We start from the raw sequence: 26,584 nt of genomic DNA on the forward strand, positions 1-26,584 counted from the left end.
GCATGCCCGCGGACCAGTCGGCCCGGTCCGAGGCCGCCGCCACGAACACGGCGCCGTCTTCCTCGACGTGCCCTACGCCGCCCCGCCCGTCGGCCGCGAGCGTTTCACCGCACCGCGCCCGCACCCCTCATGGACCGAGGTACGGGACGCGGCACGGCCGGGGCCGACCGCGCCCCAGCCCGTCCGGGACGCCTTCGGCACCCTCGACATGTCCCCCTACTTCGGCCCGGGCTGGCAGCGCGGCGAGGACTACCTCACCGTGGACATCTGGGCCCCGCGGACGGACGGTCCGGGCCGGCGGCCGGTCATGGTGTTCGTCCACGGCGGAGGCTTCGTCGCCGGTTCCAACCGTGCACCGCTCCACGACGGTACCTCCTTCGCCCGCGACGGCGTGGTCCTGGTGACCGTCAACTACCGCCTGGGCATACCCGGCTTCCTGCACCTGCCCGACGCGCCTGACAACCGCGGCATGCTCGACGTCCTCGCCGCCCTGCACTGGATCCGCGACAACATCGACCGCTTCGGCGGGGACGCATCGGATGCCACGCCGCCGCCTGTGCGTCGAACGCGCCGCGTGGCTGACTCGTGTCGCCGCGCTCACGCAGGGCCGTGATCCGCGGCGACGTCCCGCAGTTCCGTCATCGACGCGCGGAGAACGCTCAGTAGGTCCGATGGGCCCGCCTGCGCGATCCAGCGGGCGAAGGCCACCTTGAACACGGCGATCCCGGTCTCGGCGGCCAGACTCGCCGCCGGTTCGGGGACGCCGCGGTCGCGCAGCGTGTCTGCCATCACCGCGGCGAGCCCGGCGAGTTTGGCCAGTTCGCGCTCCCGTAGCTCCGCATTGGCCGAGACCACGGCGTCGCGCAGTCTGACCCGTTCGGGATCCTCCTGGAGCCGGGCCCCCAGGGTTTCGAGGGCCGCGCCCACCGCGTCCAGTGGTGCGGTCCGGTCCGGCGCTTCCGTGAGGGTGCGCACCAGCAGGTCCTTCGCCATCTCCGTGCCGTGGAAGAGCACTTCACGCTTGTCCGTGAAGTGCCGGAAGAAGGTCCGTTCGGTGAGTCCGGCCCGCGCGGCGACCTCCGCCGCCGTGGTCTTCTCGAAGCCCTGCTCGGCGTAGAGCGTCAGTGCCGCCTGTGCCAGCCGGCCGCGCGCGTTCGGTTCCCATCGACCCATGGCTCGATCCTAACGTGATGACAGTCTCTGACATCAGAGGTAGCCTGACGGCAGCGGCTGATGTCAGTCACTGTCATCACCTTCATCGAACGAAAGGCCTTCCCATGCGGGTGTTCGTCACGGGCGCGTCCGGCTGGATCGGCTCGGCCCTCCTCCCCGAACTCGTCGGGGCAGGTCACGAGGTCCTGGGCCTCGCCAGGTCGGACTCCTCGGCCACCGCCATCACCGCCACCGGAGCCGAGGTCCTCCGCGGCGACCTGAAGGACCCGGAGGTCCTGCGCACCGGGGCCGGTGCCTGCGACGGTGTCGTCCACCTCGCCTTCGACCACGACTTCACCCGGTTCGCGGCGTCGGTACAGACCGACGCCCGCGTCATCGAGACGTTCGGCGCCGCGCTCGAAGGCACCGGCAAGCCCCTGGTGATCGCCTCCGGCACACCCGCGCTGCCCGGTCACGTGGCTACCGAACGCAACGAGCCCGCTCCCGGCTCACCCGCATCGGGCCGGGACGCGACCGCGCGGCAGACCGTCGCAATGGCGGCCCGCGGCGTCCGCCCGTCCGTGGTGCGCCTCCCCCGGACCGTGCACGGCGACGGCGACCACCACGGCTTCATCGCCCGCCTGATCGCCACCGCCCGCGTCAAGGGCGTCTCCGGCTACGTCGGCGACGGGACCGGCCGCTGGCCCGCGGTGCACGTACGGGACGCCGCACGACTGTTCCGACTGGCCCTGGAACAGGCCCCGGCGGGATCGGTGCTGCACGCCGTCGCCGACGAGGGCGTGCCGGTCCACGACATCGCCGCGGCGATCGGCCGCCACCTGGGCCTCCCCACATCCTCCGCCCCGGCCGAGGACTTCGGGTTCCTGGGCAGGATCCTTGCGGTCGACCAGCCGGCGTCCAGCGCACTGACCCGCGAACTGCTCGGCTGGCACCCGACCGGCCCTGGCCTCCTGGAGGACATGGACCAGGGCCACTACTTCGCCTGAGCGAGCCCTCGCGCCGACGCGGGACCGCAGAGCCACGCGAAAGCCGGGTGCGATACCCCGCGCGAAGGTCCGGGATACCGGGGCCGCATGCTCGATGCGGTGCCGTCCTCACGGCGAGGAGGGGACGGACACCTTGGGAGCGGGCTTGCCGAACAGGGCGCAGACGGCCGCGTCCACCAGCGCCCGGTGCGCGGCCCCGGGTTCGGGCTCGGCGAAACCGAAGATCGTGGACGTGAAGACCGAGACGGTCCGTCGCGCGGAGCAGGTCTGGGCGGCCTGACGCTGGCCCGCGTGCTGCACGTGCACGGCATCCCGGCCACGGTCTACGAGGCGGAGCCCACGCCGGACGCCCGCCGCCAGGGCGGACTGCTCGACCTCCACCCCCACAGCGGGCGGGCCGCTCTGAGAGCGGCCGGCCTGATCGAGGAGTTCCGCAAGCTGATCCTGCCGGGCCGCGAGGCGTACCGGGTCATGGACCAGGCGGGGAACGTGCTGCTCGACCTGCCCGACGACGGAACCGGCGAACGCCCGGAGGCACCGCGCGGCGGACTGCGGCAGATGCTGCTCGACTCCCTCCCCGCCGGCACCGTCCGCTGGGGCCACAAGGTCACCGCGGTGCGGGCCCTCGGCGCGGGCCGCCACCAGGTGGACTTCGCCGACAGCACCACCGTTGTCGCGGACCTGCTCATCGGTGCCGACGGCGCCTGGTCGCGCGTACGACCGCTGCTCTCCGAGGCCGCTCCGGAGTACTTCGGCGTCTGCAGCGTGGAGACGTTCCTCTTCGACGCAGGAACCCGCCATCCCGCCTCCGCGGAGGCGGTCGGGGCCGGATCGCTGTTCGCGCTCGCGCCGGGGAGGGGACTGCTGGCCCACCGGGAGGGCAGCGGGACCCTGCACACCTACGCGCAATTGAACAAGCCCCAGGACTGGTTCGCCGGCCTCGATGCCACCGATGCCGCAGCCCTCACCGTGCGGGTCGCGAAGGAGTTCGACGGCTGGGCTCCCGAACTCACCGCCCTGATCACCGACAGCGACACCCCGCCGGCCCTGCGCCCCGTCTTCACGCTGCCGGCCGGGCACAGCTGGAACCGCATACCGGGGGTGACCCTGCTCGGCGATGCCGCCCACCTCCGGGCGCCGAACGGCGAAGGCGCCAACCTGGCCATGCAGGACGGCGCCGAACTCGGCCGGGCCCTCGCCGCGCACCCCGGCGATGCGGAGGCCGCCCTCGCCGCGCACGAACAAGCCATGCTCGCCCGCGCCGCCGCCGTGGAAGCGGACGATGACGGCTTCTACACGATCATGATCAACGACCATGCGCCCCACAGCCTGCTCGCCCTGATGACCGGCACCGAACAGGACGCGTGACCCCCGCCTCCGCGCGCGGCGACCGGGCCGCCCGACGCAGTTCCCCGCTCGGCGACCTGCGGCCCGGCCGCAGGCATCGGCTCAGTCCTCGCGGCCGTCGTCGTCCTCGTCCAACTCCGGCGCGTCCGGGTCCCGCAGCGGGCGCAGGGCGCCGGCGGCCGGGGTCGAGGCGGTGAAGCCGTAGCGGCCGAGCAGGTTGAGGCTGCGGTGCTTGAGCTGGGAGTCCGGGGCCAGGACCTGGGACCGAAGCGGCATCGGGTCTTTCGAGGCACTCCCGTGTGTCACCTGCGCCGTGCCCCCGCCTTGGGCGTGAAGCTGTGGTCACGCTGTTGGAGGGCGACGAAGTCGGCGTGCGCCGACTCGACGGCCTATGGGTACGTCTGGGAAGAAGTAGCGGTGAGAACAAGGGCGCGGCGGACCGGACGGGCATCGGCCCGGCCTGCGCGGCTCAGGGGCGGCGGGCGATCCAGGTGGTGCGGGTGGTGCGCACACCGAGGTCGCCGCGGCGCGTGATGCTGTGCGGCTGCGTCTGGTCCAGCAGGGCATCCCAGGCGGCCAGGTCGTCCGCGTCGAGGACGTCGGTGGCGTGCGAGCGCAGCTTGGCCAGACAGATCTGGGCGTAGTCGTTCAGGGCCGGCCCGGCCTGTGTGCGGTCGAGACGGATCTCGAAGGGGCGTCGCTCCTCGACGGTGAATCCGGCGTCCTGGAGCTGGTCGGTCCATTCGTGGGGCGGCAGGGTGTTCGTGGCGGCATGCAGGCGGACCTCCAAGCCGGGTCGGCCGATGCCGGTGTCCTCGGGCAGGAAGCGGGGGAAGAAGTCCATCTCGCTGACGGCCAAGAGCCCGCCCGGCCGCAGGTTCTCGAACGCCTGGGCCAGGGTGCGGGCGGGATCGGCCACGTGGTGCAGGAAGGCTGCGGCCCACATCAGGTCGTACGACCCGGCCTCACCGGTCTCGGTCCACGGCTCGTCAAGGTTCGCCTCCAGCGTGCTGATCCGCTCGGCAACGCCGTGCACGGCGGCCTGCTTGTGCAGGCGGTGCAGCATCTGCGGAGAGATGTCCACCGCGGTGACCGCCGCCGAGCCGAACCGGTGGGCGAGAGCGAGGCTGCCAGTGCCAGGGCCGCTGCCCAGGTCCAGGATCCGGACCGGGGCGGGGCGCGCGAGATCGGCGAGCCAGCCGGTCAGCTCCGTGAGATACGGCGCTAGGACTTCGGCGTCCAGTTCCAGCAGTTGTGCCAGCGCGATGTCGGACGCGCCCGCGCGGGAATGCCCGATATTGCCGTGTGTGCCGTGGTGTGTGTTCATGCTTCGACGGTAAATCGATCACTGCCGCCACGTCATACACTCTTGCCGGTGGAGCAAGAATCGACATTGGACGGCACCGTCAGGATGCGGATCAGGTCCCTACGGAAGACGCGCGGCTGGTCACTGGACAACCTCGCCGAACGAGCCGGCATCAGCCCTTCCCAGCTCAGCCGGATCGAGACCGGGCACCGCCGCCTCAGCCTCGACCAGCTCACCGCCATCTCCGCCGCGCTGGGCAAGTCCCTCGACGAGCTCGTCGAGTCCGCCGACGACTCCGACATCGTCATCCGCCCCGACCGTGACGACAGCCGCGGCCTGACAACCTGGCTCCTGAGCAAGGACAACGGCCCCCACGGCCTGACCGTCGCCAAGATGCGCATCTCCGACCAGGCGGGCGGCGGCGTCACTCCCGACGACCTCGGTGTCCACCCCGGCAGGGACTGGTTCACCGTGCTGTCCGGCACTGTTGTCCTCTACCTCGGCGAACGCGTCATCCGCATCGAAGCCGGCCAGGCCGCCTCGTTCTCCACCATGACCCCGCACGCCATCCGCAGCGACCGCGGCCCCGCCGAGATTCTGTGCATCCTCGACCACAACGGCGAACGCAGCCACCTCCACCACTGAGTGGTCTGTGTGGATTCGGCATGCGGTGTCGAGGGCGTTCTCAGGGGTGCCGCTGGGCCTGCCGGTGGGCAAGAGGGCGTCTGATCGGGGTCGGGCTGGCTCGCCCGGGCCCGCCTCGTCCCGGCCGCGCCCGGGGGATGTGGCATCAGCAGTCAGGCGTCGGGCCTTGCTTCGAGGAATGCGAGGGCCCTGGCCACGAACGCGTCGTGGCACTGGAAGATCCCTCCGTGTCCGGCGTCCGGGTAGAGGGGGACGAGTTCGCCTCGGGGAAGCCGTGCGGCGAGGTCGAGGGTGTTCTCGCTCGGCACCATCCGGTCGTTCTCGCCGTTGGCCACCAGGACTGGCTGGTGAATGCGGGACAGGTCGGCCGGCGCCTGCAGGCCCCATCGGTGGATGGCCTTGAGCTGGGCGCGGAACGACGTCAGAGAGATGGCTTTGTCGCGGTCGTCCGTGCGCTCCTTGAGCCGTTCCAGGAAGGCGCGAGCTTCCTTTCGACCGTGCTCGGTGTCGGTGAAGAAGAGGAACTGCTTGGGGTCCTTGCGGGTCACGAAGCCCTTCAGGATGTCCTGGAGGGTGAGCGCGGTGACCTTGTCGATGCCGGGGCCTCCGGCGGGGCCGGTGCCCGCGAGGATGACCCTGCGGACCAGCTGCGGTTCCTGTGCCGCGATGACCTGGGCGATGAAGCCGCCCATCGACAGGCCGAGCAGGTCGACCCGCTCGAAGCCCAGGGCGCGGATGAACAGCACGGCGTCGCGGGCCATCGCCTCGATGGTGTCGGGCGTGGAGCCGCCCGACGCACCGACTCCGCGGTTGTCGAAGGTGATCACCCGGCGCCGGGCGGCGAGTCCGTCGACGACGCGCGGGTCCCAGTTGTCCAGGACCGCGGTCAGGTGGTGGAGCAGGATCAGCGGTACGCCGTCTCCTTCCGGGCCGAGCTGCCGGTAGACGAAGTCGACGCCGCGCACGGACACCGAACGGGTCGGCGCGTCCTTGTACGACGACCGGGCGGGCGTGGGGGTGGGCGAACTGCGCGGTGCGCTCATGATCGGTTCCTCTGTGGGGTGTGGAAGTCGGGGGTGGTGGGAGGCTGGATCCTCTCGCTGCCCGGGGCCTGTCGGTGGTGTAGGGGGCTGGCCTCACACCATCGCAATGACGACCTTGCCGGCCTTGGCGCGGCCCTTCTCGGCGTACTCCATGGCCTCGCGGGTCTGGTCGAAGGGGAAGACGCGGTCGACGACGGGGCGGATCTCCCCGGCGTCGATGAGCCTGGCGAGTTCGCGCAGCTGGTCGCCGCCGGCCTTCATGAACAGGAAGGAGTAGGTCACGCCCTGACGCTTGGCGTGGCGCCGGGTCTTGAAGCTCAGCGCGTTCATCGCCTGGCGCAGAACCGGGTTCGCGCCCAACTCGCGGGCGAAGTCCGCGTCGGGGGGCCCGGCGACGCTGATGACCTTCCCGCCGGGCCCCAGGACCCGCAGGGACTTCTCCAGGGTCTCGCCGCCGAGGGTGTCCAGGACTACGTCGTAGCCGTCCAAGACCTCCTCGAAGTCCTGGGTCTGGTAGTCGATGACGACGTCCGCGCCGAGTTCCTTGACCAGGTCGGCGTTGGCCGCGCTCGCGGTGGTGGCCACGTGTGCGCCCAGGTGTCTGGCCAGCTGGAGGGCGATGGTGCCCACCCCGCCGGAGCCCGCGTGGATCAGGACCTTCTGGCCCGGCTGGACCTGCGCCCTCTCGACCAGCGCCTGCCATGAGGTGAGGGCGACCAGGGGGAGGGAGGCGGCCTGCGTCATGGTGAGGGTGACGGGCTTGGGGGCCAGGTCGTCCTGGTGGACGGCGATGAGTTCGGCGAAGGTGCCGATGCGGTCCTTGTCGGGCCGGGCGTAGACCTCGTCGCCCACCGCGAAGCGGGTGACGGCCGAGCCGACCTGGACCACGACTCCGGCGAGGTCGTTGCCCAGGACGAGGGGCAGACGGTACGGCAGGATCATCTTGAGGCCGCCGTCGCGGATCTTGAAGTCCAGCGGGTTGACGCTCGCCGCGTGGATCTTGACCAGGACGTCGTCGGCACCCGGCTCCGGTTCGGGCATCTCGGCGGCGCGCACCGCGGACTGGTCACCGTACTTCTCGATCAGATAGGTCTCCATCGTCGTCTCCGTTTCTCGTCCGCAGGGGGACGGGGTCTCCGCTCGCTCCGGACTTGACCAGTACGAGATACCTTCTGGTACTTACTGCTGGTTACTGCTAGTTACTGCTGGTTCATGGCTCCTCGCGCCGATGCGGCGGACGGCAGGCCACCGGTGCGGCGCGGCGCGCCTCACGCCGCGTTCGGTGGGGCGGCCAGGCTCTGCTTCACGTACCGGGTGGTCTCGTCGGCGAGGATCTCGGGCAGTCCCGTCTCGATGCCGGACAGGGCTTGGGCGGCGACCTCGGCGGGGTCGGCCTTCTGGTCGGCGGGAACGCCCGCGGCCATGTCGGTGTCCATGTATCCGACGTGCAGCGCCGTCACGGCGATGCCGCGGGGCGCCAGCTCCTCCCGGGCCGCGCCGGTCAGCGCCCAGGCGGCGGCTTTCGCCGCGGCGTAGGAGCCGAGGCCGGCCGGGTGCAGCCAGGACAGGACCGACAGCACGTTGAGCACGGCGCCGCCGCCGTTGGTCTCGATGACCGGGGTGAAGGCCCGGGTCACGGCGAGCGGACCGAAGAAGTTCACCTCCATCTCCAGGCGCACCGCGCCCGGGCTGCCCGCGATCAGCGGCGTGCCGGTGGAAATGCCCGCGTTGTTCACCAGGAGCGTCGCGTCGCAGGCGGTGCGGGCCGCATCCCGGATCGACTCCTCGTCCGTCACGTCGAGCCGCAGCGGGATGACGCCCGGAAGGTCCACCGCCTCGGGGCGGCGGGCCGCCGCGTACACCTTGGCCCCGCGTTCCACGAGCTGGGCGGCCAGATGCCGCCCGAGCCCCCGGTTGGCGCCGGTGACCACCGCGACCGAGTCCTTCAGTTCCATGCCTGCCTCCTGACGTCGAGGGCATAACGCCCACACGGGATAGATGATGACTGAAATCTAAAATCCAGTCTAGGATAGATTTCAATCGACATCCAATCGGGAGGGGTGACTGATGGGCCGCGTATCGCAGGCACAAGCACAGGACAACCGCCGACGGGTCGTGGAGACCTCCTCGCGGCTCTTTCGGGAAGAGGGCACCCACGTCAGCGTCGCCGACCTCATGAAGGCGGCCGGCCTGACCCACGGCGGCTTCTACAAGCAGTTCGCCTCCAAGGAGGCACTCATCGACGAAGCCACCACCCACGCGTTCGCCGAACTCGCCCAGCACCACAAGGACGGGCTCGATCGGTACGCCGGCCAGCGCGACGCCGCCCAGCGGGCGCTGATCGACACCTACCTCTCCGCCGAGCACCGCGACGGCGCGGCAGACGGGTGCCCCGCCGCCGCACTCGCCACCGACATGGCCCGCGACGGCGGAGACAGTGAGGCCCGCCGCGTCTACACCCGGGGAGTGGGCGACTTCGCAGACTTTCTCGCCACTGAGGACCAGGACGGCATCACCCGGCTGTGCACCATGCTCGGCGCACTCGTCCTGTCCCGGGCCACCAAGGGCTCCCCGCTCTCCGAGGAGATCCTCACCACCGCGCGCGAGGCACTGAGGGGTCCCAGTAGTTCTCGCGGAAAAAACAACGCTAAGCCGTGCGGCTGCCTCTGATCTGGTCTGATCTCGGGGAAACGGCGTGGTGACCACAGGTGGGTCGGTAGCGTCGCGGCCATGCTGAGTGCCGACGAGTCGCCGTTGAACGACCTGAGTGCCGAGCAGATCCAAGAGCTCCTGGGCCCGACGATGGCGAACCTCCCGGATTAGAAGATCCGCGCCCATCAGGCGCGGCAGGGTAGCGCAACCCCCTTACTACCGAGGCCAGTTCGGGGGTTTTCGTCTGCCTGCGGCCACCGGCCGCTTCGGACCGTGAGCGTTGACGAGCCCGGAGCCGGGCTGTAGTCGGCGCCCCGACCCCAGTGGGTGCGGTCGGGGCGGCATCCTATGGCCCCGGATCGGTGTCCGGGCCGGAGCTGTTTTCCTGGTGCTCCGCCTGTGCCGCGTAGGCGGCGGGGGTGAGGCCCGTGTGGTTGCGGAAGAAGCGGCCGAAGTCGGCGGCGTCGGGAAAGCCCAGGTGGACGGCGACGGCGCGGGCGGTCCAGCCCGCCGGGCCGAGCAGGCGGCGGGCTTCGAGGAGCCGGCGCTCGTCGACAACCTGCCGCGCTCCGGTGCCGGCGACGTCCTGTGCGGCGCGGGTGAGGGTGCGTACTGAGCAGCCGAGCAGGCGGGCGTAGTCCTCCACGCGGTGCAGCTCGCGGAAGTGCAGTTCCAACGCGTCGAGGAATTGCCGGTGGACCGTGGCGCGGCGGCCACCGTGCGCTGCGGGTGGCGGTGAGGCCGTGGTACCGGGGCTGTGGGCGAGGCGGAGCAGCAGGACTTCGAGCAGACTGCGCCGCAGGGCGTGGTGGAGGTCGAGGGGGCGGCGGCCCAGGGCGCGGTGTTCGTCGAGGAGCTGGAGGGCGGTGCGGTTCGCCCAGGGGGCGTCATCGGGGCGCGGGGTCAGGACGGCGGGCGCGTCGTGCGCGGTGACGCCGGTGAGCAGGCGGGCGGTCCCGGCCCGCAGGACGGCCGGTTCGAACAGGATGAAGGGGCCTGTCGCGGTGCCGGGCGGGTGCCAGCACTGCGTGTGGCCGGGGCGTACCCACAGCCACTGGCCGGGGCCGACCGTCCGGGTGACGTGGTCGACGTCGTGCTCCAGCACGCCGGACGTCACGAGGATGAGGTAGTGGAACGTGGCCCGGCCGGGGCGGGGAGGGTTCCACGGCCAGTCGTCATGGTCGGCGAAGAAGTCCTCAATGGTGGTGACCTCCAGGCGGTACGGGGTGCCGACCGGGGGCTGGAACCCGTACAGCGGGGTGGCGACGCCTACGGGAGGGGCGGATGCCTCGCCTCCGGCTGATTGTCCGCTGCTGACCATCATGTGTCCGCAGCCTACCGCCCGATATGCCCGATCCCACGGGAGAGTGGCTGGTGAGGCCCGCACAGGCGGGCCGCCTGCGCCGCTCGGCGGCAAGGATCTGCACGCTGGCCGGCGTACCGGCCGTAGCACCAACGAAAGGCAATCTCGTGAGCGTCGACGAGGATGCGATCGGCAAGACCGTCATCGAGCTGGAGAAGTCGTTCAACGAGCGGTGGAGCGCCGGCGACAACCGCGGCTACCTCGACGCGTTCGCCGACGAGGTCAGCTACCTCGACCCGATCCTCGAGAACATCCTGGTCGGCCGGGACGAGGTCATCGCATGGATCGACTCCATCTACTCCAACCCGCACATCGTGCGCAGCGAGTACCTCAACCCGCAGGTACACGTCAGCGACGCAGGCGACCTCGCCGTCCTGGCGTACAACCTGAAGACCTTCGTTCTCGACGAGGACGGCAAGGAGAAGCAGCTCCGCGCCTGGAACGCCACCCACGGCTACCGCCTGATCGACGGCCAGTGGCGCATCGTGCACTCCAACTGGGCGTTCTCCCGGACCGTGACGGAAAAGATCGCCTCCTGACCGGGAGGTGCCGCCGGACCGCGGGTGTGCCCCTACGCCGCAAGCAGCGGGAATCCTCGTGTGAGCGTCTGCGAAAGAGGGGCCGGGAAACGGAACAGGCGGCCTGCCGATGGTGGAGTCCCGTCGTACGCGGAGCAAGGAGCTGAACGTCATGAACGGCAAGAAGCTGCAGCAGATGGCCGCCGAGTGCGCCGAGGGCCTGCCCGGCACCGCATTGGAGCACCCCTTCGGCCCGGAGTGGGACGTGCACAAGGTGCGCGGCAAGGTCTTCATGCTGATGACCGACGTCACCGGGGAACCGTTGGTGATCCTCAAGTCCGCCCCCGACGAGGCGGCGGCGCTGCGCGAGCAGCACGCCGAGATCACCCCCGGCTACCACATGAACAAGAGACACTGGATCACCCTGCACGGCGGCGACTCCCTCGACCGCGGCCTGGTCGAGGAGCTGGTGACCGACTCCTACCGGCTGGTGGTCGCGGGGCTCCCGAAAACACAGCGGCCGGTGGACCCGGCAACGTACGCACAGGCAGACCGGGCCCCGCGATGACCCTCACCGGGCTCCGGCTGCAGCAGGCGGCACGCCGCGCGGCCGAGGCGCTGCCCGGCTCCGACAGCAGCCGCCCCTTCACCGAGAAGTTGGACGTCTACAAGGTCGCCGGGAAGGTCTTCCTGATCGTCACGGACGATCCCGGTGAGCGGATCATCACGGTCAAGGCGGAGCCGGAACACGGGCGGCGGTTGCAGGACGAGTGCCCGTCGATCACCGCCGGACGCTATCTCGACAAGAGGCACTGGATCTCCGTGGGCGCCGGCCGGGGTATCACAGCGGCCCTGGTCGAGGACCTGGTCACCGACTCCTACGACCTGGCACTCGACTCGGCGCCCCGCAGCCGACGCCCCGCCGCGCGGACCTGACTGCCCGCCCCGACCACCATCGCCTACCCGAAAGCCCCGCCCCATGGACCACTCCGAACCCGCGCTCGCCCTGTTCGGCAGCGACGGTCCCGACCTCGGCGGCACCGGTATGACCGACACCACCGTGCCGGCCATCGACGAGCTCTCCCGTCCTCTGGCCGACCGGCTGCGCCCGCGCACCCTTGGCCAGGTGGTCGGCCAGGAGCACCTGCTGGCCGATGAGGCGCCGATCGGGCGGATGGTGCAGAGGCGGCACCTGGTGTCGGTGATCCTGTGGGGGCCGCCGGGCTGCGGGAAGACCACCATCGCCCTTCTCCTCGCCGATGCCGCCGGTCTGGTCTTCGCCCCGCTGTCGGCGACCTTCTCGGGCGTCGCGGACCTGCGCCGGGTGTTCCGCGACGCCGAGCAGCGACGGGCCGGGGCCAGGGGACGCTGTTGTTCGTGGACGAGATCCATCGCTTCAACCGCGCCCAGCAGGACAGCTTCCTGCCGTACGTGGAGGACGGCACGGTCGTCCTGGTCGGCGCGACCACCGAGAACCCGAGCTTCGAACTGAACGGCGCGCTCCTGTCGCGCAGCCAGGTCTTCGTCCTCGAACGCCTCGACGAGCAGGCCCTTCAGACGTTCACGGCCCGCGCCGAAGAGCTGACCGGCCAGGTCCTCCCGCTGACCGGCGAAGCCCGCCAGGCCCTGCTCGCCCTGGCCGACGGGGACGGCCGCTACCTGCTGAACATGGCCGAACAACTCCAGGCCCTCCCCACGGACACCGGCCCGCTGGACGACGCGGCCGGACTCGCCCGGCAGGTACAGCAGCGGGCCCCGCTCTACGACAAGGGCCAGGAGGGCCATTGCAACCTGATCTCCGCGCTGCACAAGGCGATGCGCGGCTCCGACCCGGACGCCGCCCTGTACTGGCCGGCCCGCATGCTGGAGGGCGGTGAGGACCCGCTGTTCGTCGCCCGCAGCCTGGTCCGCTTCGCGAAGTAGGACGTCGGCATGGCCGACCCGCAGGCCATCCACCAGACGCTCGCTGCCTGGGACGTGTACGAGCGGCTCGGCCCGCCCGAGGGTCAGCAATCAGCGCCGGCCCACCAGGATCGTCGCTTGGCGGGCCGGCGCATCTGCGCCGTGCCCCCGCTTCAGATGCTGATCACGATCTTTCCGCGTGTGTGTCCGCGCTCGGCGTGCGCGTGGGCGTCGGCGATCCGCTCCAGGGGGTAGGTCTGTTCGATACGGGGTGTGTAGCGGCCTCGCCGGCCCAGTTCCGCAGCCAAGGACAGGAGGGTGGAGTCGTTCTCCGCGTTGACCACATGCGTGCCCAGGCGCTGCCCGCCTGCGTGGTCGGCGACCGTCGCGACGCGTGTCGGGTCGCCCGTGATCGCGACGAGGTCGTCCAGGGATCCGGAGGCCGCGGTGTCGAGCGCGATGTCGACGCCGTGCGGAGCGAGAGCGGAGAGCCGCTGTGCGAGGCCGGGGCCGTAGGTGGTGGGAACGGCGCCGAGAGAGGTGAGGAACTCGTGGTTGCGTTCGCTGGCTGTCCCGATCACGGTGGCACCTTGTGCCACGGCGATCTCGACTGCCGCGCCGCCCACGCCTCCGGCGGCGCCCTCGACGAGAAGGGTGCGCCCCGCGAGGGAGCCGAGCGCGTTCAGGCCACGCATCGCGGTCACGGACGCGAGGCCGGCGCCCGCGGCCTGCTTATCGTTCCACGTGTCGGGGGCGTGGGCCCAGGCTGAGAGGATGACCAGCTCGGCGGTTGCACCAGTGACACCGCCCAGCCCGAAGACGCGGTCGCCGATACTCACCTCCTGCACCCCGTCACCGATTTCGTCGACCACGCCGGCTGCGTCGCGTCCGGGGATGGCGGGCAGCTCCAGGGGAAGCAGCTGGCGCAGGGCGCCGGCGCGCAGCTTCCAGTCGATGGGATTGACGCTGGCCGCCGCGACGCGGACACGGATCTCACCAGGTCCGGGGTGGGGGTCGGGGGCCTGCTCGATCACCAGGCTCTCCGCTCCGCCGTATTCGTGGAAGCGGGCTGCACGCATAATGTCCTACCTTGCCTTTGTAGGTCGAAATGATGGTGTTCATTCGATGCCCGTTACTGCACATCTGACGTTGACTTGAGGTGCGGCAAGCCGACTGCCTTCCGGCCGGAGGAGGGCGGGTGAGGATCGGTGAGGTTGTCGAGCAGTCGGGCAGTCACCCGCCCCGACGATCACGATCCTGCCCATCGTCGGAATACCTCCCGTTGAGTCGACGCTCCGGAAGATATCCAGAAGATTGGTTACCAGCTGGATACCAAGACCTTGAGGCGGGAGACCTTCAATGACGCAACGGCCACCGCTGCCACCCGACTTGTTCGACGAGCTGTGCCCGTCCTCGCTGCTGCCCTTCCGCTTCGGTGACAAATGGGCATCCATGGTCCTCCTCTGCTTGGACGACGGCCCGCGCAGATACTCCGAACTCCGCGTACCGCTGAGTCGCGTCACCCCGAAGGCGCTCACCCAGTCGCTCCGCGGCTTGGAGCGGAACGGGTTCGTGTCACGCACCGTGCACGCCGACCGGAAACTGCGGGTGGAGTACGCGCTGACACCGCTGGGCCGCAGCATGCTGGAGCCGCTGGCCGCCGCGTGCCGATGGGCGGCCGAGCACTGGGACGAGCTACTCGACGCCCGCGAGGGCGGCATCTCCTCCATCGGCTGACTCTGTGTTGACTCGGGGAATCGCCAACAGCGGTGTCCACGGCACCAGGGAGCTGCTGTCCAGCGTGAAGTTCATGGTGCAGACCTCGCCCCGCCGGGGAGCTCCAGAGTGAGTTGACTTACGACGGGCTGAGGGCGGCCGAGGCCAAGGGCAACAAGGGCGGCCGCCGCCCGGTCGTAGGGGCGGGGAAGGTGGACGCCGTGCGCAACGCGTACCTGGAGGCCGCTTCATCGCCGCCCTCGCGCGTGACCACGACGTCAGCCGCGGCGCCATCCGAACCACCGTCGCCGACCTCCTGCCCGAGTACAGCCAGGGCTGCACCCTGCGCGTCACTGCCGTGCCGGCGATCCACTGCCGGCTCCTCGACGGCAGCCCAGGAACCTCGGCGGTCCCGGCACAGCGCAAGGCCCGCCGCGAGTACGAGAACCGCGTCAGCACCCTCGCGGGCGACACCCCGTAGCGGGCCATCCGGGCTCCAAGATCATCCCGTGCCGGGTTTCTGCGTATCTGGGTCACACCCCTACAGCAGGCCGGCTTCATCTCACCCTGGCCGTGGCCAGCGGCGAGGAGGTAGTACACCTCGTCAGCGGCCCGGCATGCGCGGGCGTTCAGTTGCCGGCAGTGCGTCCAGGGCGGTGAGCAGGTTCAGATCCAGTTGCATGGGAGTAACTCTACAAGTGGCAAGCATGCACTTGTTGTTAATGATCGGGGGCCCTGCCTTCGAAGTGCGGGGGCGAGACAACCGCCCCGCTTCGCCCGATCCCAGGGAGACCACCATGGGCACAGCCATGCCTTTCGACGCCGGTACGACGCTCCTGTCCGACGTGACCGCTGCGGTGAAGACCGCCGGCGTCACGCTGCGCGACCGCTACGCCCCGCACGCCCGGGGCGTGAGCCTGGACGAGGTCGTCGGCGAGATCCACGCCAACGACGACGCGGTACTGGACGTGCTGCGGGAACCGCTGCTGCGGGCCCGGCAAGGGTCGCAGTGGGCCGAGGACGAACTGGCCGGCGGCGCGCTCCCGCCTCAACGACCAACCTCTGAAGGTGCCGTACGAGGGAAGCAGATCGGGATCGATGCCGAGACGGGTGAGCTCCTTGTCGGAGACCTTGGCGAAGAGGCGCTCCTCCGCCACGTGCACGGCTTGGCGTACGTCGGCGGTCGCGCGCTCCAGGGCGATGTCGTCGCGCAGTTCGATGCCCTGGGTCGCCGAGTTCACCGTCGCCCGGTGGCTCAGTGCCCAGGCGATGGCGTCGCCGTGTGCCATGACCTTCAGGAGAAGGAAGCTGTCGCCGGACTCCGGCGCGAGGACCACACCGCGCATGAACTTGCTGACGCGCAGGGTGCGGATCCGGGAGTCGCGGGGATTCTCCAGTTTTTCGAGGTGAAGCCCGGGCATGGCGGTGCTCGCGGAACTTGTCGAAGACTTCGTGGACCCGCTTCTGGACGGGCTTCTCGAGTCGGGCGAACTCCAGGAGGAAGTCCTTGGATTCCCAGCGTAGCCATGTGTGCCCCCGGGTCGTACGCGTGTCGATGTTTCGACTGATCACCGTACGGGATGGGGCCACAATGGCTCGTCGGTACCGAGGGTTTGGGGAGAGGACGGGCGTGCACGCTCAGGAGACCACGTTCAGCAAGCTGGTCCAGGGGGAGCAGCAGTTCCAGGTCCCGCTCTATCAGCGCACCTACAGCTGGCAGCGCGAGGAGCTGCGGCAGTTGTGGGACGACGTACAGGAGCTGGTCGAGGACCGGCAGGAAGGGCGTTCCGGCTCGGGTCACTTCCTCGGTTCGGTCGTGCTGGCGCCCGAGCGGGTCGTCGCGGGCGGGATGCAGCGTTGGCTCGTCGTTGACGGGCAGCAGCGGATGACCACCCTGATGCTCGCGTTCACCGCCCTGCGGGACCACCATCGCGGCCAGGGCTCCGTGAAGAAGGCCGCCCGTATCAACGACCTCATCCTGGTCAACACCTACCAGGACGGGCACGACAGCTACCGGCTGCTGCCGACGCAGGCGGACCGCGAGGCGTACACCGCCTGCGTGGACAGCCTCCCGAAGGCCGGCGGCGCCGGGAACGTGGGTGCTGCCTACCGCTTCTTCGTCGCTGCCCTGACCGAGGGGGCGGAGAGCGCTGGTGAGGCCTGGGTGGACGCGGTCGAGTCCGTCCTCGGTGACTGCCTCTCGATCGTCGCGATCACCGCCGCCGAGGGCGACAACGTCTACCGGATCTTCGAATCCATCAACAACACCGGAGTGGGGCTCAGTCAGAGCGACCTGCTGCGCAACTACCTCTTCATGTGCCTGCCCACCAGGGGCGAGGACGTCTACCGCAAGCGGTGGCTTCCCATGCAGGAGCTGCTCGGCCCCGCTCATCTGGAGCTGCTGGTGTGGCTGGACCTCGTTGTCGGAGGGAACAGCCGGGCCCGGCAGAGCGAGATCTACCGGGATCAGAAGAAGCGCCTGGAGCCGCTGAGCGGGGACGAGGCGGCACTGGAGGCCGAGATCGCCCGGTTCTCCCTGCGCGCCGACCGGCTCATGAGGATCCTGGAGCCCGAGCGGGAGAACGACGCCACGTTGCGCTCGGTACTGGAGCGCCTGTCGCGCTGGGGCGGCCAGACCCACTACCCGTTGGCCCTGCACCTCCTCGACCTCGTGGACGAGGACAGGACGACAGCCGCGGAAGCGGCGGACACCCTCGCGTTCGCGGAGAGCTACATGGTGCGGCGCCTCTTCGCCGGCCTGTCCACGACGGGCAGCAACCGGGTGTTCATGGAGCTCCCCAAGGAACTGGACAAGGACGGCTCCCCGGCCGAGGCGGTACGCCGCTTCCTCTCGCGCCCCCGTACGGGCGCCCGTGTATGGCCGGGCGACGACGAGGTCCGTGAAGCCATCCGCACCCGGCCCCTCTACAAGACCGGACGCAGCAACCAGCGTTTCCAGATCCTGCGCCGGCTGGAGGAGAGCTATGGATCGAGCGAGCCCGTGGACTACGACAAAGCGCAGCTCACCGTCGAGCACGTGCTGCCCCAGAGCCCGGCCCAGCAGTGGTTCGACCTGCTCGCCGAAGAGGCGGGGGACGGCGAGAGTCCCCAGGAGATCCACAACCTGCTCGTGCACACCCTCGGAAACCTCACTCTTTCCGGTGAGAACGCACGGCTCTCCAACCACCCCTTCCACCGCAAGCAGGAGCTGCTCGACTCCAGTGCGCTGCGGATGAACCAGAGGATCGCCGCACACGAGCGCTGGGGCCGTACGGAGATCCTCGCCAGGGCCGAGGAACTGGCCGACCGGGCCGTGGCTCTGTGGCCGGGGCCGCTGGACGGAGTCGTGCAGTCGGACGACGAGTGGGCGGGGTGGCGGGAGCTGCGGGAGATCCTGCTCGCCGTGCCGGCCGGGACCTGGACCTCGTACGGCGAGCTCGCCGCACTGATCGGTACAAGCGCCATCGCCGTCGGCAACCATGTGGCGGCCAGGACGGGCCTGCACTGCGCGTACCGCGTGCTGACCGCCGACGGCCGGATCGCGGGCGGGTTCCGGTGGACCGACGACCGGCACTCCGGTGACCCCAAGGTCGTCCTGGAGGCCGAGGGCGTGCCCTTCGACGAGAACGGCCGGGCCTCGAAGGCCCACCGACTGAGCAGCGCCGACCTGGCCGTACTGGTGGGCAAGGACCTCCCGGACCAGACCTCGGCGGGGGCGGACGCGTCGCGGGCCGGCGGCGACGAGGCGGGCACCCGCTTCGAGACGCTGCTGCGCGCGAACCAGACACCGGAGGTCGTCGAAGGGGTGCTGGCCGCACTCCGCTTCTGGGAGGAGCAGGGCGGTCACCAGGTCTACGGCAAGGCGACCGAGACCAGCTGTTTCCCGACCGTGGATGCGGGAGGGCCGCGCTCGCCGCGTGCCCTGTGGCCGATCGGCATCTACCCGGTGAGCGGCACGGCGGAGGTCGTCTTCCAGTACCTCAAGCGCCGCCCGCCGTTCGACGACGAGCCTTTGCGCCGCGCCCTGATGGAACGGTTCAACGCCATCGACGGCATCGACTTGGCCGAGGCGAAGCTCGACCTGCGCCCCTCCTTCCCGCTGGAGGTGTTCGCCGCGCACGGCGAGGAGATCCGTTCCGTACTGGAGTGGTTCATCCATGAGGTCGCCTTGGCGGAATCCCGCCGGCCGATTGACGACGGCGATCCGGCCGTGTTCTGACCCGAGCGGGCCGGCCCTCACGCCGGCACGGGCCGTATCGGGCCCATGCCGGCGGTAGCGCGTACAGGGACGGGCATCACCGCCTTCGACGTGCTGTGACGGGCCGGCCGCAGCCGGTGCACGAAGTTCCGCGGACGTGGCTGCGCGGGCTTTCGTACGTGTTTGAATGACTGTGTTTGAAGTGAATCGCCCCGGCGGGGCGGTATGGAGGGGCGGAAACCCGATGACGACGCCGACCACCGACCTGGCGGGTGTGGCGCAGCGGGCGGTACGCCGACGCGCCGACGCGCAGGACCACACTGCCGTCCCCGAGATCAGCGATCTCGTCGAGGTACGGGGGCAGCGCTGGGTCGTGGCCGACATCGATCACGGCACGGCTTCCCCGGCGATCAGTTCGGCCGGCACCCTCGTCACACTCAACAGCGTCGAGGACGGCCGCTACAACGACACCCTCTCCGTCATCTGGGAGATCGAGCCCGGCCGCCGCCGCCTTCCCGCCGGTTCCCTTCCCGAGGTGGCCGCGGACCGCTTCGACCCGCCGGAGCGCCTGGCCGCCTTCCTGGACGCCGTCCGATGGTCCGCGGTCACCTCCGCCGACGTACGCACCCTCCAGGCGCCGTTCCGTTCCGGCGTCGCCGTCGAGCCGTACCAGCTCGAACCCGTCTCCCGGGCCGTGGCCGCGCCCCGCGTGAATCTGCTCCTCGCGGACGACGTCGGCCTCGGCAAGACCATCGAGGCGGGCCTGGTCGCGCTGGAGCTGATCCTCCGCAACCGCGCCCACAAGATCATGATCGTCTGCCCGGCCGGCCTCACCGTGAAGTGGCGCGACGAGATGGCCGAGAAGTTCGGCCTCGACTTCACGATCATCGACTCGGAGCGGGCCGCCGAGGTCCGCCGCACCCACGGCAGCGCCGCGAACCCGTTCAACATCCATCCGCGGTGCATCGTGAGCCTGCCCTGGCTGCGCGGCCCGAAGGCCCAGCGGCTGCTCGCGGAGGTGCTCCCCACCCTGGACACGGAGGCGGTCGTCCCCGGCAAGCGGGCCTTCGACCTGCTCATCCTCGACGAGGCCCACCACGTGGCGCCCTCCGCGCCCAAGCAGTACTACCCCGTCGACTCCCAGCAGACCAAGCTGATCCGCCGGCTCGCCCCGCACTTCGAGCACCGGCTGTTCCTGTCGGCCACCCCGCACAACGGCTACCAGCAGTCGTACACCGCCCTGCTGGAGATCATCGACAACCAGCGGTTCGCACGCGGCGTCGAACCGGACCCCCAGGCCGTCGAGGGCACCGTCGTTCGTCGCCTCAAGACCGACATCCGTGACCCGGAGACGGGCGAGCGGCGCTTCCTGGAGCGTTCGACCACGTCGCTGTCCGTCGAGTACACGCAGGACGAGCGCCGCATCCACGCCCTGCTGAAGGAGTACGCCCAGCTTCGCCGAGCCAAGCTCGGCACCCGCTTCAAGGGCGGACGCAAGGCGGCCGACCTGGTCACCCTGCTGCTCAAGAAGCGGCTGTTCTCCTCGCCCGACGCCTTCGCCCGCACCATCGCCGTCTACCTGGAGACGCTGCGCACCAAGAAGCAGCAGGCGGCCGAGGAGGTCGAGGACTGGCAGGAGACCTTCTTCGACGACTACGCGGACTACGACGACGAGCCCCTCGCCGAGGCCGAGGACGACGCCATCGCCCGCGCCACCACCCTCCAGCCCAGCACCGACGGCGACGAGTCGGCCCTGCTGGAGCAGATGCGCGACTGGGCCCAACGGCACCAGGCACAGGCCGACTCCAAGGCCCGCGAGCTCATCACCTACCTCAAGGCGAACTGCCTGACCGCCGAGGGCGGCCACTGGCTCAACGAGCGCGTGGTCGTCTTCACCGAGTACCGCGACACCCAGATCTGGCTCCAGAACCTGCTGCGCGACCACGGCCTCGGCGGCGACCGCGTCGCCCTCCTGCACGGCGGTCTGAAGACCGAGGACCGGGAGCAACTGCGCCTGGCGTTCCAGGCCGAGCCCGCCGAGAACCCCGTACGCATCCTGCTGGCCACCGACGCGGCCGGCGAGGGCATCGACCTCCAGCGGCACTGCCACCGGCTGGTCAACTACGACATCCCCTTCAACCCCAACAAGCTGGAACAGCGCATCGGCCGGATCGACCGCTACGGCCAGCGCACCGCTCCCGAGGTCGTGCACTTCGTCGGCAGCGGCTACGAGAAGAGCACCGACACCTACGAGGCCGACCTCGAATTCCTGGCCCGGGTCGCGGTGAAGGTCGCCCGCATGGAAGAGGACCTCGGCAGGGTCAACGCCGTCCTCGCCGACGCCGTGCAGCGCCGGATGACCGGCGACCTCGGCAGCGACTTCGATGTGGAGCGCGCCGAGGTCTACGCCGGCCGCAAGGCCAGGAAGGGCGGTGGGAACGTCGCCGCCGAGCGCGATGCCCAGGCCCAGGCCCAGCGCCTGAGCGAGCAGGTCGCGGGCACGGTGGCCGCCCTCGGCCTCACCCCCGAACGCATCGCCCGCGTGGTCTCCACCGCCCTGCCGCTCGCCCGCCAGCAGGACATCCGCCCCGCCCTCGACGACAAGGACGGCGCCGAGGGCTTCTACGAGGTTCCCACCCTCACCGGTTCCTGGGAGCGGGCCGCCCACGGCCTCGCCGACAAGCTGCGCCCCGAAATCCAGCGGCCGGTCACCTTCGACGCGGCCAACCTCAAGGACCGCGACGGCAAGGACCGCGACGACGTCGTCCTCGCCCACCTCGGGCACCCCCTCGTCGCGATGTCCACCCGGTTGCTGCGCGCCGCCGTGTGGAACAAGGAGCAGACCGGCCTCGCCCGCGTCAGCGCCGTCATCAGCGATCACCCGGAGCTGGAGACGACCCTCGTCGGAGCCTTCGCCCGGTTCGTCCTCGTCGGTGCCGACGGTGTCCGGCTGCACGAGGAGGTCCTCCAGGCGGGCGGCTGGCTCCGGGCGGCGGACGGCGCCGGCCAGCCCCGCTTCAGCCGCCTGGAGAAGGTCACCACGGTCCGCGAGATCCTCGACGACGCCTTCGCCGACCACGCCACCCAGGCCGCTCCGGTCCTGCGTGGCAGGCTCGCCGATGCCTGGCCGCACGTGAGCGAGGGCCTGGTCACGGCCCTGGAATGGCGGGCCCGCAACCGCCAGACCGCGCTGGAGACCCGCCTGGAGACCCGCCGCCGTGACGAGGCCGAGCGGATCACCGCGCAGATCGACCGCTTCCGCGAGTCCCTGCGCCGGGCCATCGGCAACCCCGCGGAGCAGGAGGAGGAAGGCCAGCTGGAGCTCGCCTTCGACGAGGTCGAGCAGCAGCGCCGGGACCGGGAGAACTGGGAACAGCGCCGGGACGCCCTGGAGAGCGAGAAGCAGCGCGAGCTCGCCGCGATCGCCGCCCGGTACGACCGGCCCAAGGCCCTGCTGTTCCCCGTCGCCGTCGTCTTCGTCGTTCCCCGCCGGGAGGCCGTGAAGTGAGCACCACCCACCGTACGAACACCGGCCGCGGACGCACCCGGAGCGGAGCCCCCGCCCCCGACGGCCGGCAGGACCACCTGGACTGGCTCAGCCTCGTCGACGTGTCCGGCCCCTTCCTGACCCTGCCCGTCCTGCTCAAGACCTGGCCGCAGCTCGACTCCATCGACAAGCCGCTGCGGGCCCGGCTGCGCTACGAGCACGGGGTCTGGCAGTCCCACCCGGCGGCCGGGCAGCAGGCCTGGACGGACTTCGTCCTGAACGAGCTCCTGGGCTGGGGCGACGCGCTGCGCCAGGGCGCGGCGCTCTCCGAGGCACTCGCCGTGGACGTCCCCGAGCACGAGGAGCGGATCGCCCCCACCTTCGCGCTGCTCGAACCGGGCAGCGCGGCCGAGGACAGGGCCGGTCTGGTCGCCGACTGCGCCATCCTCGGCATGACCGTCCCTGCGGGCCAACACCCCTCTCAGCGCGTGCCCGGCTCGGCCTGGGCGGCCACCCCCGTCGACCGCATGGCCCACCTGTGCCGCCACCACGGGGTGGAGCTCGGCCTGGTGACGGACGGCCGCTGGTGGACGCTGGTGTGGGCGCCGCGCGGCGGCGTCACCACGTCGGCGCTCTTCGACTCGGTCGCCTGGACCGAGCCGGTCGAGCGGGTCGTCGTGCGCGCCTTCCTGTCGCTGCTCAGCCGTCGCCGCTTCTTCGCCGTCGAGGACGCCGAGATGCTGCTGCCGCTGCTGAAGGAGTCCCTGGACAGCCAGGAGGACGTCACCGACGCCCTCGGCGTGCAGGTCCGCCAGGCCGTCGAACTGCTGGTGGAGGCCATCGGCCGCGCCGACGTCACCGAGCGCGCGCGGGGCGGCAACGGCCTGGCCGACGTACCGGCCCAGGACGTCTACCGGGGCGCCGTCGCCGTCATGATGCGGGTCGTCTTCCTCCTCTTCGCCGAGGAGCGCGGGCTGCTGCCGAGCGACAACGAGCTGTACGTACAGGCGTATTCGGCTGGGCGGCTCTGTCAGGAGCTGGAGGACCGGGCCCGGGAGACCACCGAGGACGACCTGGAACAGACCGGGGTGGGCTGGCACCGGCTCATCGCGCTGTTCAACGCGGTGTACGGGGGAGTGGACCACCCGGCGCTGCGCATGCACGCGTACGACGGCTCGATCTTCGACCCGAACTCCTTCCCGTGGCTGGAGGGTCGGGGTACGGCCGACGGTGACCCGACGGACCCGCTGCCCATCGACGACCGGACCGTCCTGCACATGCTCCAGTCGGTGCAGCACGTCTGGATCGGCACGGGCAAGAAGCGGGAGCGGCGCCGGCTGACCTTCCGGACGCTGGACGTCGAGCAGATCGGCTACGTGTACGAGGGTCTCCTCTCCTACCAGGGCCGCCGGGCGGAGGACACCATCGTGGGTCTCGTCGGCAAGGCGGGCCTGGAGGCGGAGGTGCTGCTGACCCGGCTGGAGGCGCTGGCCCGTACGGAGGGCGAGGGGCTGGGCGCGGCGCTGGCTGAGGAGTACAACAAGACGACGGGGCTGGGCAGTCCGGCCAAGGTGACGAAGCTGCTGGAGCCGCTGAGTGACGTGGAGCGGGCTGCGGCGCGGAGCAAGCTGCTGGCGGCAACGGGCAGCGACGCCGAACTGACGGAACGGCTACTGCCGTTCTACCGTCTGATCCGGCGTGACCTCCGGGACCTGCCGGTGGTGATCGGCGCGGGCGGGCTGTACGTCACGGAGTCCTCGCTCCGGAAGAACACCGGTACGCACTACACGCCGAAGTCCCTGGCACAGCAGGTCGCGGACGGCGCGCTGGAGCCGCTGGTCTACGAGTACGGCCCGCTCCAGACGGCGGACCGCACCCAGTGGCGGCCGAAGGCTTCGACCGAGATCCTGAAGCTGAAGGTCGCGGACATCGCGATGGGCTCGGCGGCGTTCCTGGTGGCGGCATGCCGGTACCTGGCGGGCGCGCTGGTGGAGGCGTGGAGCCGGGAGGGCGACGCGCGGGCGGTCGCCTACCTGGAGGCGGCGGACTCCCTGTCCGCGTCGGCGGTGGAGGCCGAGGCCGAGCCGGTGATGGTGGAGGCGCGTCGCCAGATCATCGAACACTGCCTGTACGGCGTGGACATCAACCCGATGGCCGTGGAGATGGCGAAGCTGTCGCTGTGGCTGGTCTCGATGGACCGGGATCGTCCCTTCACGTTCCTGGACGACCGCCTGGTGGCGGGCGACTCGCTGCTCGGTATTACGTCGGTGGAGCAGCTGGAGGCGATGCACCTGGATCCGGTGCGGGGCCGCCGGATTCACGGGGACGGCATCGACTTCACGGGGGGCGTGCGGCGGGTCATCGCGGAGGTCGCGGAGGAGCGGCGGAAGCTCGCCGGCATCCCGGGCACAGGCTTGGAGGAGCTGGAGCAGAAGCGCGCCATGCTGGCCTCTGTGAGGGAGAAGACCCGCCAGGCGAGCGTTTTCGCGGACTTGGTGGTGGGCGCGGCGCTGGCCGGTGCGGGGCGGAGCGGGTCGGATCAGGACCAGCTGTCGTTCGCCGCGGTGACGGCGGCCCATGCGGTGTCCGACGCGGCGGATGACGAGCAGCTGGCCGCCGCCGAGCTGCGGCTTGCGGAGACGCTGGCGCGGGATTGGCTGGCTACCGGGAAGCCGACCGGAGCGTTCGAGCGAGAGCCCGTTCATTTGCCGCTGGTGTTCCCGGAAGTCTGGGACGAGCGAGGCGGGTTTGATGCGGTGGTGGGCAATCCGCCGTTCCTGGGTGGCAAGAAGCTTACGGGTGCGCTCGGCGAGGCATACCGAGAATACTTGGTTGGTGAGCTGGGGCGCGGAGCACGGGGCAGCGCCGACCTAGTGGCGTATTTCTTGCTGCGGGTGCATGAGTTGCTCAACGAGAGTGGCCAGACGGGGCTGATCGCCACGAATACGCTTGCGCAGGGTGACAGCAGGGAAGTCGGACTTGATCAGATAGTGGCAGATGGCGTGACGATCCGGCAGTCGGTGAAGAGTGCGCCGTGGCCGTCTCGGAGCGCAGTGTTGGAGTACTGCGCGGTCTGGACGAGTTGGGCAGAGGTTGATGAAGCTGGCCAGCGCATCGCGGACGGGGAAGCGGTAGGTAAGATCACTACCGCTCTTGATGCTGCAACGCGAGTGACGGGTACTGCGTGGCGCCTAGCGGAGAACCAAGGGGTCGCATTCCAGGGGGCGATCGTCCTGGGGCTGGGGTTCACCCTGGACCCTGACGCAGCGCAGAATTTGATTGCGCGAGACGAGATTAATTGCCACGTGCTGTCCCCGTATCTTAGTGGCCAGGACCTCAACTCGCGCCCAGACGCCTCTGCCAGTCGATGGGTGATCAATTTCTACGACTGGAGCGAAGAGAAGTCTCGGCAGTACAAGGATGTATTTGAGATCATTGAGCGGGAAGTCAAGGAAGAGCGGCAGCGCCGCAAACCTGATGGTTCTTTTGTGCTACGGAATCCCCTCCCGCAGCGATACTGGCACTACGCGGATAAGCGGCCGGGACTCGTAAGGGCGATCTCTGGTCTTGAACGGGTGCTGGTGATTGCGCGTGTCAGTGACACTCTCATGCCGATTTTCGTTCCAAACGGCCAGGTGTTTCACGAGAAGCTTGTGGTGATTGCCAGGGAATCGGGGGCGTTTCTGGCGTTCATGTCGAGTGCCGTGCACTACTGGTGGGCGGATCGTCAGAAGACGACTCATGGGGGAGCGGGTACGGCCACGTATGCGCCAGAGCGGTGCTTCGAGACTCTTCCGCAACCTGGAGAAAATGATCTCCTTGAGTATCTCGGCGACGTCTTGACTGATCGCCGTCAAGCGTTGATGCGTGAGCGTCGCACGGGCCTTACTGCCATGTACAACCTCGTCCACGATGAGAGCTGCACGGACGGGGACATCATGGAACTCCGTGAAATGCACCGCGCGATCGATGAGGAGGTGGCCCGGGCCTACGGCTGGGATGACCTACTGGTTCAACCTGGTGGGCTCGACCACGGGTTCCACGACACCCGGCAGGGGCCCCGCTACACCGTCGGGCCGGTTGTCCGGCAGGAAATTCTCGACCGGCTACTCGAAGAGAACCAGCGGCGTTACGCGGCCGAAGTTGCCGCCGGTCTGCACGACAAGAAGGGCGCCAAGAAGAAGGCGGCGGCCCCTGTCCAGCGGAAGCCGAAGCCTCCGGTGGAGGAGCCGCCGAGCCTGTTCTGAG

The 26,584-nt window shown here is 70.0% G+C and carries 24 protein-coding genes and 1 pseudogene; 15 read left to right on the plus strand and 10 right to left on the minus strand.

Annotated features, from left to right (window positions below):
* Nucleotides 1–16: 16 nt before the first annotated feature.
* Nucleotides 17–547, plus strand: a pseudogene (locus tag ACIQZO_RS19840) (carboxylesterase family protein); the annotation flags it as partial.
* A gap of 50 nt (nucleotides 548–597) precedes the next feature.
* Here ACIQZO_RS19840 and ACIQZO_RS19845 read toward each other — a convergent pair.
* Nucleotides 598–1,173, minus strand: coding sequence for a TetR/AcrR family transcriptional regulator (locus ACIQZO_RS19845; protein ID WP_403627709.1), 576 nt, complete (start codon nucleotides 1,171–1,173; stop codon nucleotides 598–600).
* Between the two features lie 104 nt (nucleotides 1,174–1,277).
* Between ACIQZO_RS19845 and ACIQZO_RS19850 the strand changes: the two genes are divergently transcribed.
* Nucleotides 1,278–2,159: an SDR family oxidoreductase gene (locus tag ACIQZO_RS19850; protein WP_403627710.1), complete on the plus strand. Its 882-nt coding sequence runs from the start codon at nucleotides 1,278–1,280 to the stop codon at nucleotides 2,157–2,159.
* 108 nt (nucleotides 2,160–2,267) lie between these two features.
* Here ACIQZO_RS19850 and ACIQZO_RS19855 read toward each other — a convergent pair whose 3' ends face one another.
* The gene (locus ACIQZO_RS19855; RefSeq protein WP_403627712.1) at nucleotides 2,268–2,459 is read right to left on the minus strand and encodes a hypothetical protein; all 192 of its coding nucleotides are present in this window, start codon (nucleotides 2,457–2,459) and stop codon (nucleotides 2,268–2,270) included.
* Between ACIQZO_RS19855 and ACIQZO_RS19860 the strand changes: the two genes are divergently transcribed.
* Nucleotides 2,451–3,527, plus strand: coding sequence for an FAD-dependent oxidoreductase (locus ACIQZO_RS19860; protein WP_403627714.1), 1,077 nt, complete (start codon nucleotides 2,451–2,453; stop codon nucleotides 3,525–3,527). The two genes, ACIQZO_RS19855 and ACIQZO_RS19860, sit on opposite strands and share 9 nt — an antisense overlap.
* Before the next feature lie 81 nt (nucleotides 3,528–3,608).
* On the opposite strand, the gene ACIQZO_RS19865 is transcribed toward ACIQZO_RS19860, so the two are convergent.
* Complete coding sequence (locus tag ACIQZO_RS19865; protein WP_403627819.1) at nucleotides 3,609–3,782, minus strand: hypothetical protein; 174 nt, start codon at nucleotides 3,780–3,782, stop codon at nucleotides 3,609–3,611.
* 193 nt (nucleotides 3,783–3,975) lie between these two features.
* Nucleotides 3,976–4,833: a class I SAM-dependent methyltransferase gene (locus ACIQZO_RS19870; RefSeq protein WP_403627715.1), complete on the minus strand. Its 858-nt coding sequence runs from the start codon at nucleotides 4,831–4,833 to the stop codon at nucleotides 3,976–3,978.
* 84 nt (nucleotides 4,834–4,917) lie between these two features.
* On the opposite strand from ACIQZO_RS19870, the gene ACIQZO_RS19875 reads away from it, so the two are divergent.
* Nucleotides 4,918–5,457, plus strand: a complete 540-nt coding sequence (locus ACIQZO_RS19875; protein WP_403627817.1) for a helix-turn-helix domain-containing protein — start codon at nucleotides 4,918–4,920, stop codon at nucleotides 5,455–5,457.
* A 152-nt stretch (nucleotides 5,458–5,609) separates the two neighbouring features.
* On the opposite strand, the gene ACIQZO_RS19880 is transcribed toward ACIQZO_RS19875, so the two are convergent.
* The 3 genes from ACIQZO_RS19880 to ACIQZO_RS19890 all read right to left on the minus strand — a co-directional run bounded on the left by ACIQZO_RS19880 (nucleotide 5,610) and on the right by ACIQZO_RS19890 (nucleotide 8,455).
* A complete protein-coding gene (locus tag ACIQZO_RS19880; RefSeq protein ID WP_403627717.1) occupies nucleotides 5,610–6,500 on the minus strand; it encodes an alpha/beta fold hydrolase in 891 nt (296 codons plus the stop codon).
* Between the two features lie 93 nt (nucleotides 6,501–6,593).
* Nucleotides 6,594–7,598, minus strand: a complete 1,005-nt coding sequence (locus ACIQZO_RS19885; protein WP_403627719.1) for an NADP-dependent oxidoreductase — start codon at nucleotides 7,596–7,598, stop codon at nucleotides 6,594–6,596.
* Between the two features lie 170 nt (nucleotides 7,599–7,768).
* Nucleotides 7,769–8,455, minus strand: coding sequence for an SDR family oxidoreductase (locus tag ACIQZO_RS19890; RefSeq protein WP_403627721.1), 687 nt, complete (start codon nucleotides 8,453–8,455; stop codon nucleotides 7,769–7,771).
* A gap of 112 nt (nucleotides 8,456–8,567) precedes the next feature.
* Here ACIQZO_RS19890 and ACIQZO_RS19895 point away from each other — a divergent pair, with 112 nt between their 5' ends.
* Nucleotides 8,568–9,170, plus strand: coding sequence for a TetR/AcrR family transcriptional regulator (locus tag ACIQZO_RS19895; protein WP_403627723.1), 603 nt, complete (start codon nucleotides 8,568–8,570; stop codon nucleotides 9,168–9,170).
* Between the two features lie 328 nt (nucleotides 9,171–9,498).
* Here ACIQZO_RS19895 and ACIQZO_RS19900 read toward each other — a convergent pair whose 3' ends face one another.
* Entirely contained in the window at nucleotides 9,499–10,476 is a 978-nt protein-coding gene (locus ACIQZO_RS19900) for a helix-turn-helix domain-containing protein (protein WP_403627725.1), read from the minus strand.
* Nucleotides 10,477–10,622: 146 nt separating this feature from the next.
* On the opposite strand from ACIQZO_RS19900, the gene ACIQZO_RS19905 reads away from it, so the two are divergent.
* The 5 genes from ACIQZO_RS19905 (at nucleotide 10,623) to ACIQZO_RS19925 (ending at nucleotide 12,956) form a co-directional block, all read left to right on the plus strand.
* The gene (locus ACIQZO_RS19905) at nucleotides 10,623–11,054 is read left to right on the plus strand and encodes a YybH family protein (RefSeq protein WP_403627727.1); all 432 of its coding nucleotides are present in this window, start codon (nucleotides 10,623–10,625) and stop codon (nucleotides 11,052–11,054) included.
* A 151-nt stretch (nucleotides 11,055–11,205) separates the two neighbouring features.
* A complete protein-coding gene (locus ACIQZO_RS19910) occupies nucleotides 11,206–11,601 on the plus strand; it encodes an MmcQ/YjbR family DNA-binding protein (RefSeq protein ID WP_403627729.1) in 396 nt (131 codons plus the stop codon).
* Complete coding sequence (locus ACIQZO_RS19915; RefSeq protein ID WP_403627730.1) at nucleotides 11,598–11,969, plus strand: MmcQ/YjbR family DNA-binding protein; 372 nt, start codon at nucleotides 11,598–11,600, stop codon at nucleotides 11,967–11,969. The genes ACIQZO_RS19910 and ACIQZO_RS19915 overlap by 4 nt, the downstream gene beginning before the upstream one ends.
* A gap of 43 nt (nucleotides 11,970–12,012) precedes the next feature.
* Nucleotides 12,013–12,525: an AAA family ATPase gene (locus ACIQZO_RS19920; protein ID WP_403627732.1), complete on the plus strand. Its 513-nt coding sequence runs from the start codon at nucleotides 12,013–12,015 to the stop codon at nucleotides 12,523–12,525.
* Nucleotides 12,411–12,956: a hypothetical protein gene (locus ACIQZO_RS19925; RefSeq protein ID WP_403627734.1), complete on the plus strand. Its 546-nt coding sequence runs from the start codon at nucleotides 12,411–12,413 to the stop codon at nucleotides 12,954–12,956. Before ACIQZO_RS19920 ends, ACIQZO_RS19925 begins: the two co-directional genes overlap by 115 nt.
* A gap of 152 nt (nucleotides 12,957–13,108) precedes the next feature.
* On the opposite strand, the gene ACIQZO_RS19930 is transcribed toward ACIQZO_RS19925, so the two are convergent.
* Nucleotides 13,109–14,014 carry an NADP-dependent oxidoreductase gene (locus tag ACIQZO_RS19930; RefSeq protein WP_403627736.1) on the minus strand — a complete coding sequence of 302 codons (906 nt, stop codon included), beginning with the start codon at nucleotides 14,012–14,014 and terminating at the stop codon, nucleotides 13,109–13,111.
* Nucleotides 14,015–14,294: 280 nt separating this feature from the next.
* On the opposite strand from ACIQZO_RS19930, the gene ACIQZO_RS19935 reads away from it, so the two are divergent.
* Both ACIQZO_RS19935 and ACIQZO_RS19940 read left to right on the plus strand, forming a co-directional pair.
* On the plus strand, nucleotides 14,295–14,672 hold the full coding sequence (locus ACIQZO_RS19935; protein WP_403627737.1) for a winged helix-turn-helix transcriptional regulator: 378 nt from the start codon (nucleotides 14,295–14,297) through the stop codon (nucleotides 14,670–14,672).
* A 337-nt stretch (nucleotides 14,673–15,009) separates the two neighbouring features.
* Nucleotides 15,010–15,132 carry a hypothetical protein gene (locus ACIQZO_RS19940; protein ID WP_403627739.1) on the plus strand — a complete coding sequence of 41 codons (123 nt, stop codon included), beginning with the start codon at nucleotides 15,010–15,012 and terminating at the stop codon, nucleotides 15,130–15,132.
* Nucleotides 15,133–15,370: 238 nt separating this feature from the next.
* Here the strand turns inward: ACIQZO_RS19940 and ACIQZO_RS19945 are convergent, their stop codons facing one another.
* Nucleotides 15,371–16,072: a hypothetical protein gene (locus tag ACIQZO_RS19945; RefSeq protein WP_403627741.1), complete on the minus strand. Its 702-nt coding sequence runs from the start codon at nucleotides 16,070–16,072 to the stop codon at nucleotides 15,371–15,373.
* 209 nt (nucleotides 16,073–16,281) lie between these two features.
* Here ACIQZO_RS19945 and ACIQZO_RS19950 point away from each other — a divergent pair, with 209 nt between their 5' ends.
* From ACIQZO_RS19950 to ACIQZO_RS19960, 3 genes are all read left to right on the plus strand, one after another.
* Complete coding sequence (locus ACIQZO_RS19950) at nucleotides 16,282–18,870, plus strand: DUF262 domain-containing protein (protein WP_403627743.1); 2,589 nt, start codon at nucleotides 16,282–16,284, stop codon at nucleotides 18,868–18,870.
* A gap of 223 nt (nucleotides 18,871–19,093) precedes the next feature.
* Nucleotides 19,094–22,357 carry a DISARM system SNF2-like helicase DrmD gene (gene drmD, locus ACIQZO_RS19955; protein WP_403627745.1) on the plus strand — a complete coding sequence of 1,088 codons (3,264 nt, stop codon included), beginning with the start codon at nucleotides 19,094–19,096 and terminating at the stop codon, nucleotides 22,355–22,357.
* Nucleotides 22,354–26,583, plus strand: coding sequence for an Eco57I restriction-modification methylase domain-containing protein (locus tag ACIQZO_RS19960; RefSeq protein ID WP_403627747.1), 4,230 nt, complete (start codon nucleotides 22,354–22,356; stop codon nucleotides 26,581–26,583). The genes drmD and ACIQZO_RS19960 overlap by 4 nt, the downstream gene beginning before the upstream one ends.
* Nucleotide 26,584: the final 1 nt, after the last annotated feature.

Origin of the sequence: Streptomyces sp. NPDC097617 (assembly GCF_044761485.1) — a bacterium.
Taxonomy (GTDB): domain Bacteria; phylum Actinomycetota; class Actinomycetes; order Streptomycetales; family Streptomycetaceae; genus Streptomyces.

Excerpts from the sequence above, each read along its gene's own strand:
- ACIQZO_RS19895 (WP_403627723.1), top strand. The coding sequence starts at position 8,568 with ATGGGCCGCGTATCGCAGGCACAAGCACAGGACAACCGCCGACGGGTC.
- ACIQZO_RS19920 (WP_403627732.1), top strand. The coding sequence starts at position 12,013 with ATGGACCACTCCGAACCCGCGCTCGCCCTGTTCGGCAGCGACGGTCCC.
- ACIQZO_RS19885 (WP_403627719.1), bottom strand. The coding sequence starts at position 7,598 with ATGGAGACCTATCTGATCGAGAAGTACGGTGACCAGTCCGCGGTGCGC.
- ACIQZO_RS19935 (WP_403627737.1), top strand. The coding sequence starts at position 14,295 with ATGACGCAACGGCCACCGCTGCCACCCGACTTGTTCGACGAGCTGTGC.
- ACIQZO_RS19910 (WP_403627729.1), top strand. The coding sequence starts at position 11,206 with ATGAACGGCAAGAAGCTGCAGCAGATGGCCGCCGAGTGCGCCGAGGGC.
- ACIQZO_RS19915 (WP_403627730.1), top strand. The coding sequence starts at position 11,598 with ATGACCCTCACCGGGCTCCGGCTGCAGCAGGCGGCACGCCGCGCGGCC.
- ACIQZO_RS19845 (WP_403627709.1), bottom strand. The coding sequence starts at position 1,173 with ATGGGTCGATGGGAACCGAACGCGCGCGGCCGGCTGGCACAGGCGGCA.
- ACIQZO_RS19880 (WP_403627717.1), bottom strand. The coding sequence starts at position 6,500 with ATGAGCGCACCGCGCAGTTCGCCCACCCCCACGCCCGCCCGGTCGTCG.
- ACIQZO_RS19900 (WP_403627725.1), bottom strand. The coding sequence starts at position 10,476 with ATGATGGTCAGCAGCGGACAATCAGCCGGAGGCGAGGCATCCGCCCCT.
- ACIQZO_RS19870 (WP_403627715.1), bottom strand. The coding sequence starts at position 4,833 with ATGAACACACACCACGGCACACACGGCAATATCGGGCATTCCCGCGCG.
- ACIQZO_RS19875 (WP_403627817.1), top strand. The coding sequence starts at position 4,918 with ATGCGGATCAGGTCCCTACGGAAGACGCGCGGCTGGTCACTGGACAAC.
- ACIQZO_RS19850 (WP_403627710.1), top strand. The coding sequence starts at position 1,278 with ATGCGGGTGTTCGTCACGGGCGCGTCCGGCTGGATCGGCTCGGCCCTC.
- ACIQZO_RS19865 (WP_403627819.1), bottom strand. The coding sequence starts at position 3,782 with ATGCCGCTTCGGTCCCAGGTCCTGGCCCCGGACTCCCAGCTCAAGCAC.
- drmD (WP_403627745.1), top strand. The coding sequence starts at position 19,094 with ATGACGACGCCGACCACCGACCTGGCGGGTGTGGCGCAGCGGGCGGTA.
- ACIQZO_RS19890 (WP_403627721.1), bottom strand. The coding sequence starts at position 8,455 with ATGGAACTGAAGGACTCGGTCGCGGTGGTCACCGGCGCCAACCGGGGG.
- ACIQZO_RS19930 (WP_403627736.1), bottom strand. The coding sequence starts at position 14,014 with ATGCGTGCAGCCCGCTTCCACGAATACGGCGGAGCGGAGAGCCTGGTG.
- ACIQZO_RS19945 (WP_403627741.1), bottom strand. The coding sequence starts at position 16,072 with ATGCCCGGGCTTCACCTCGAAAAACTGGAGAATCCCCGCGACTCCCGG.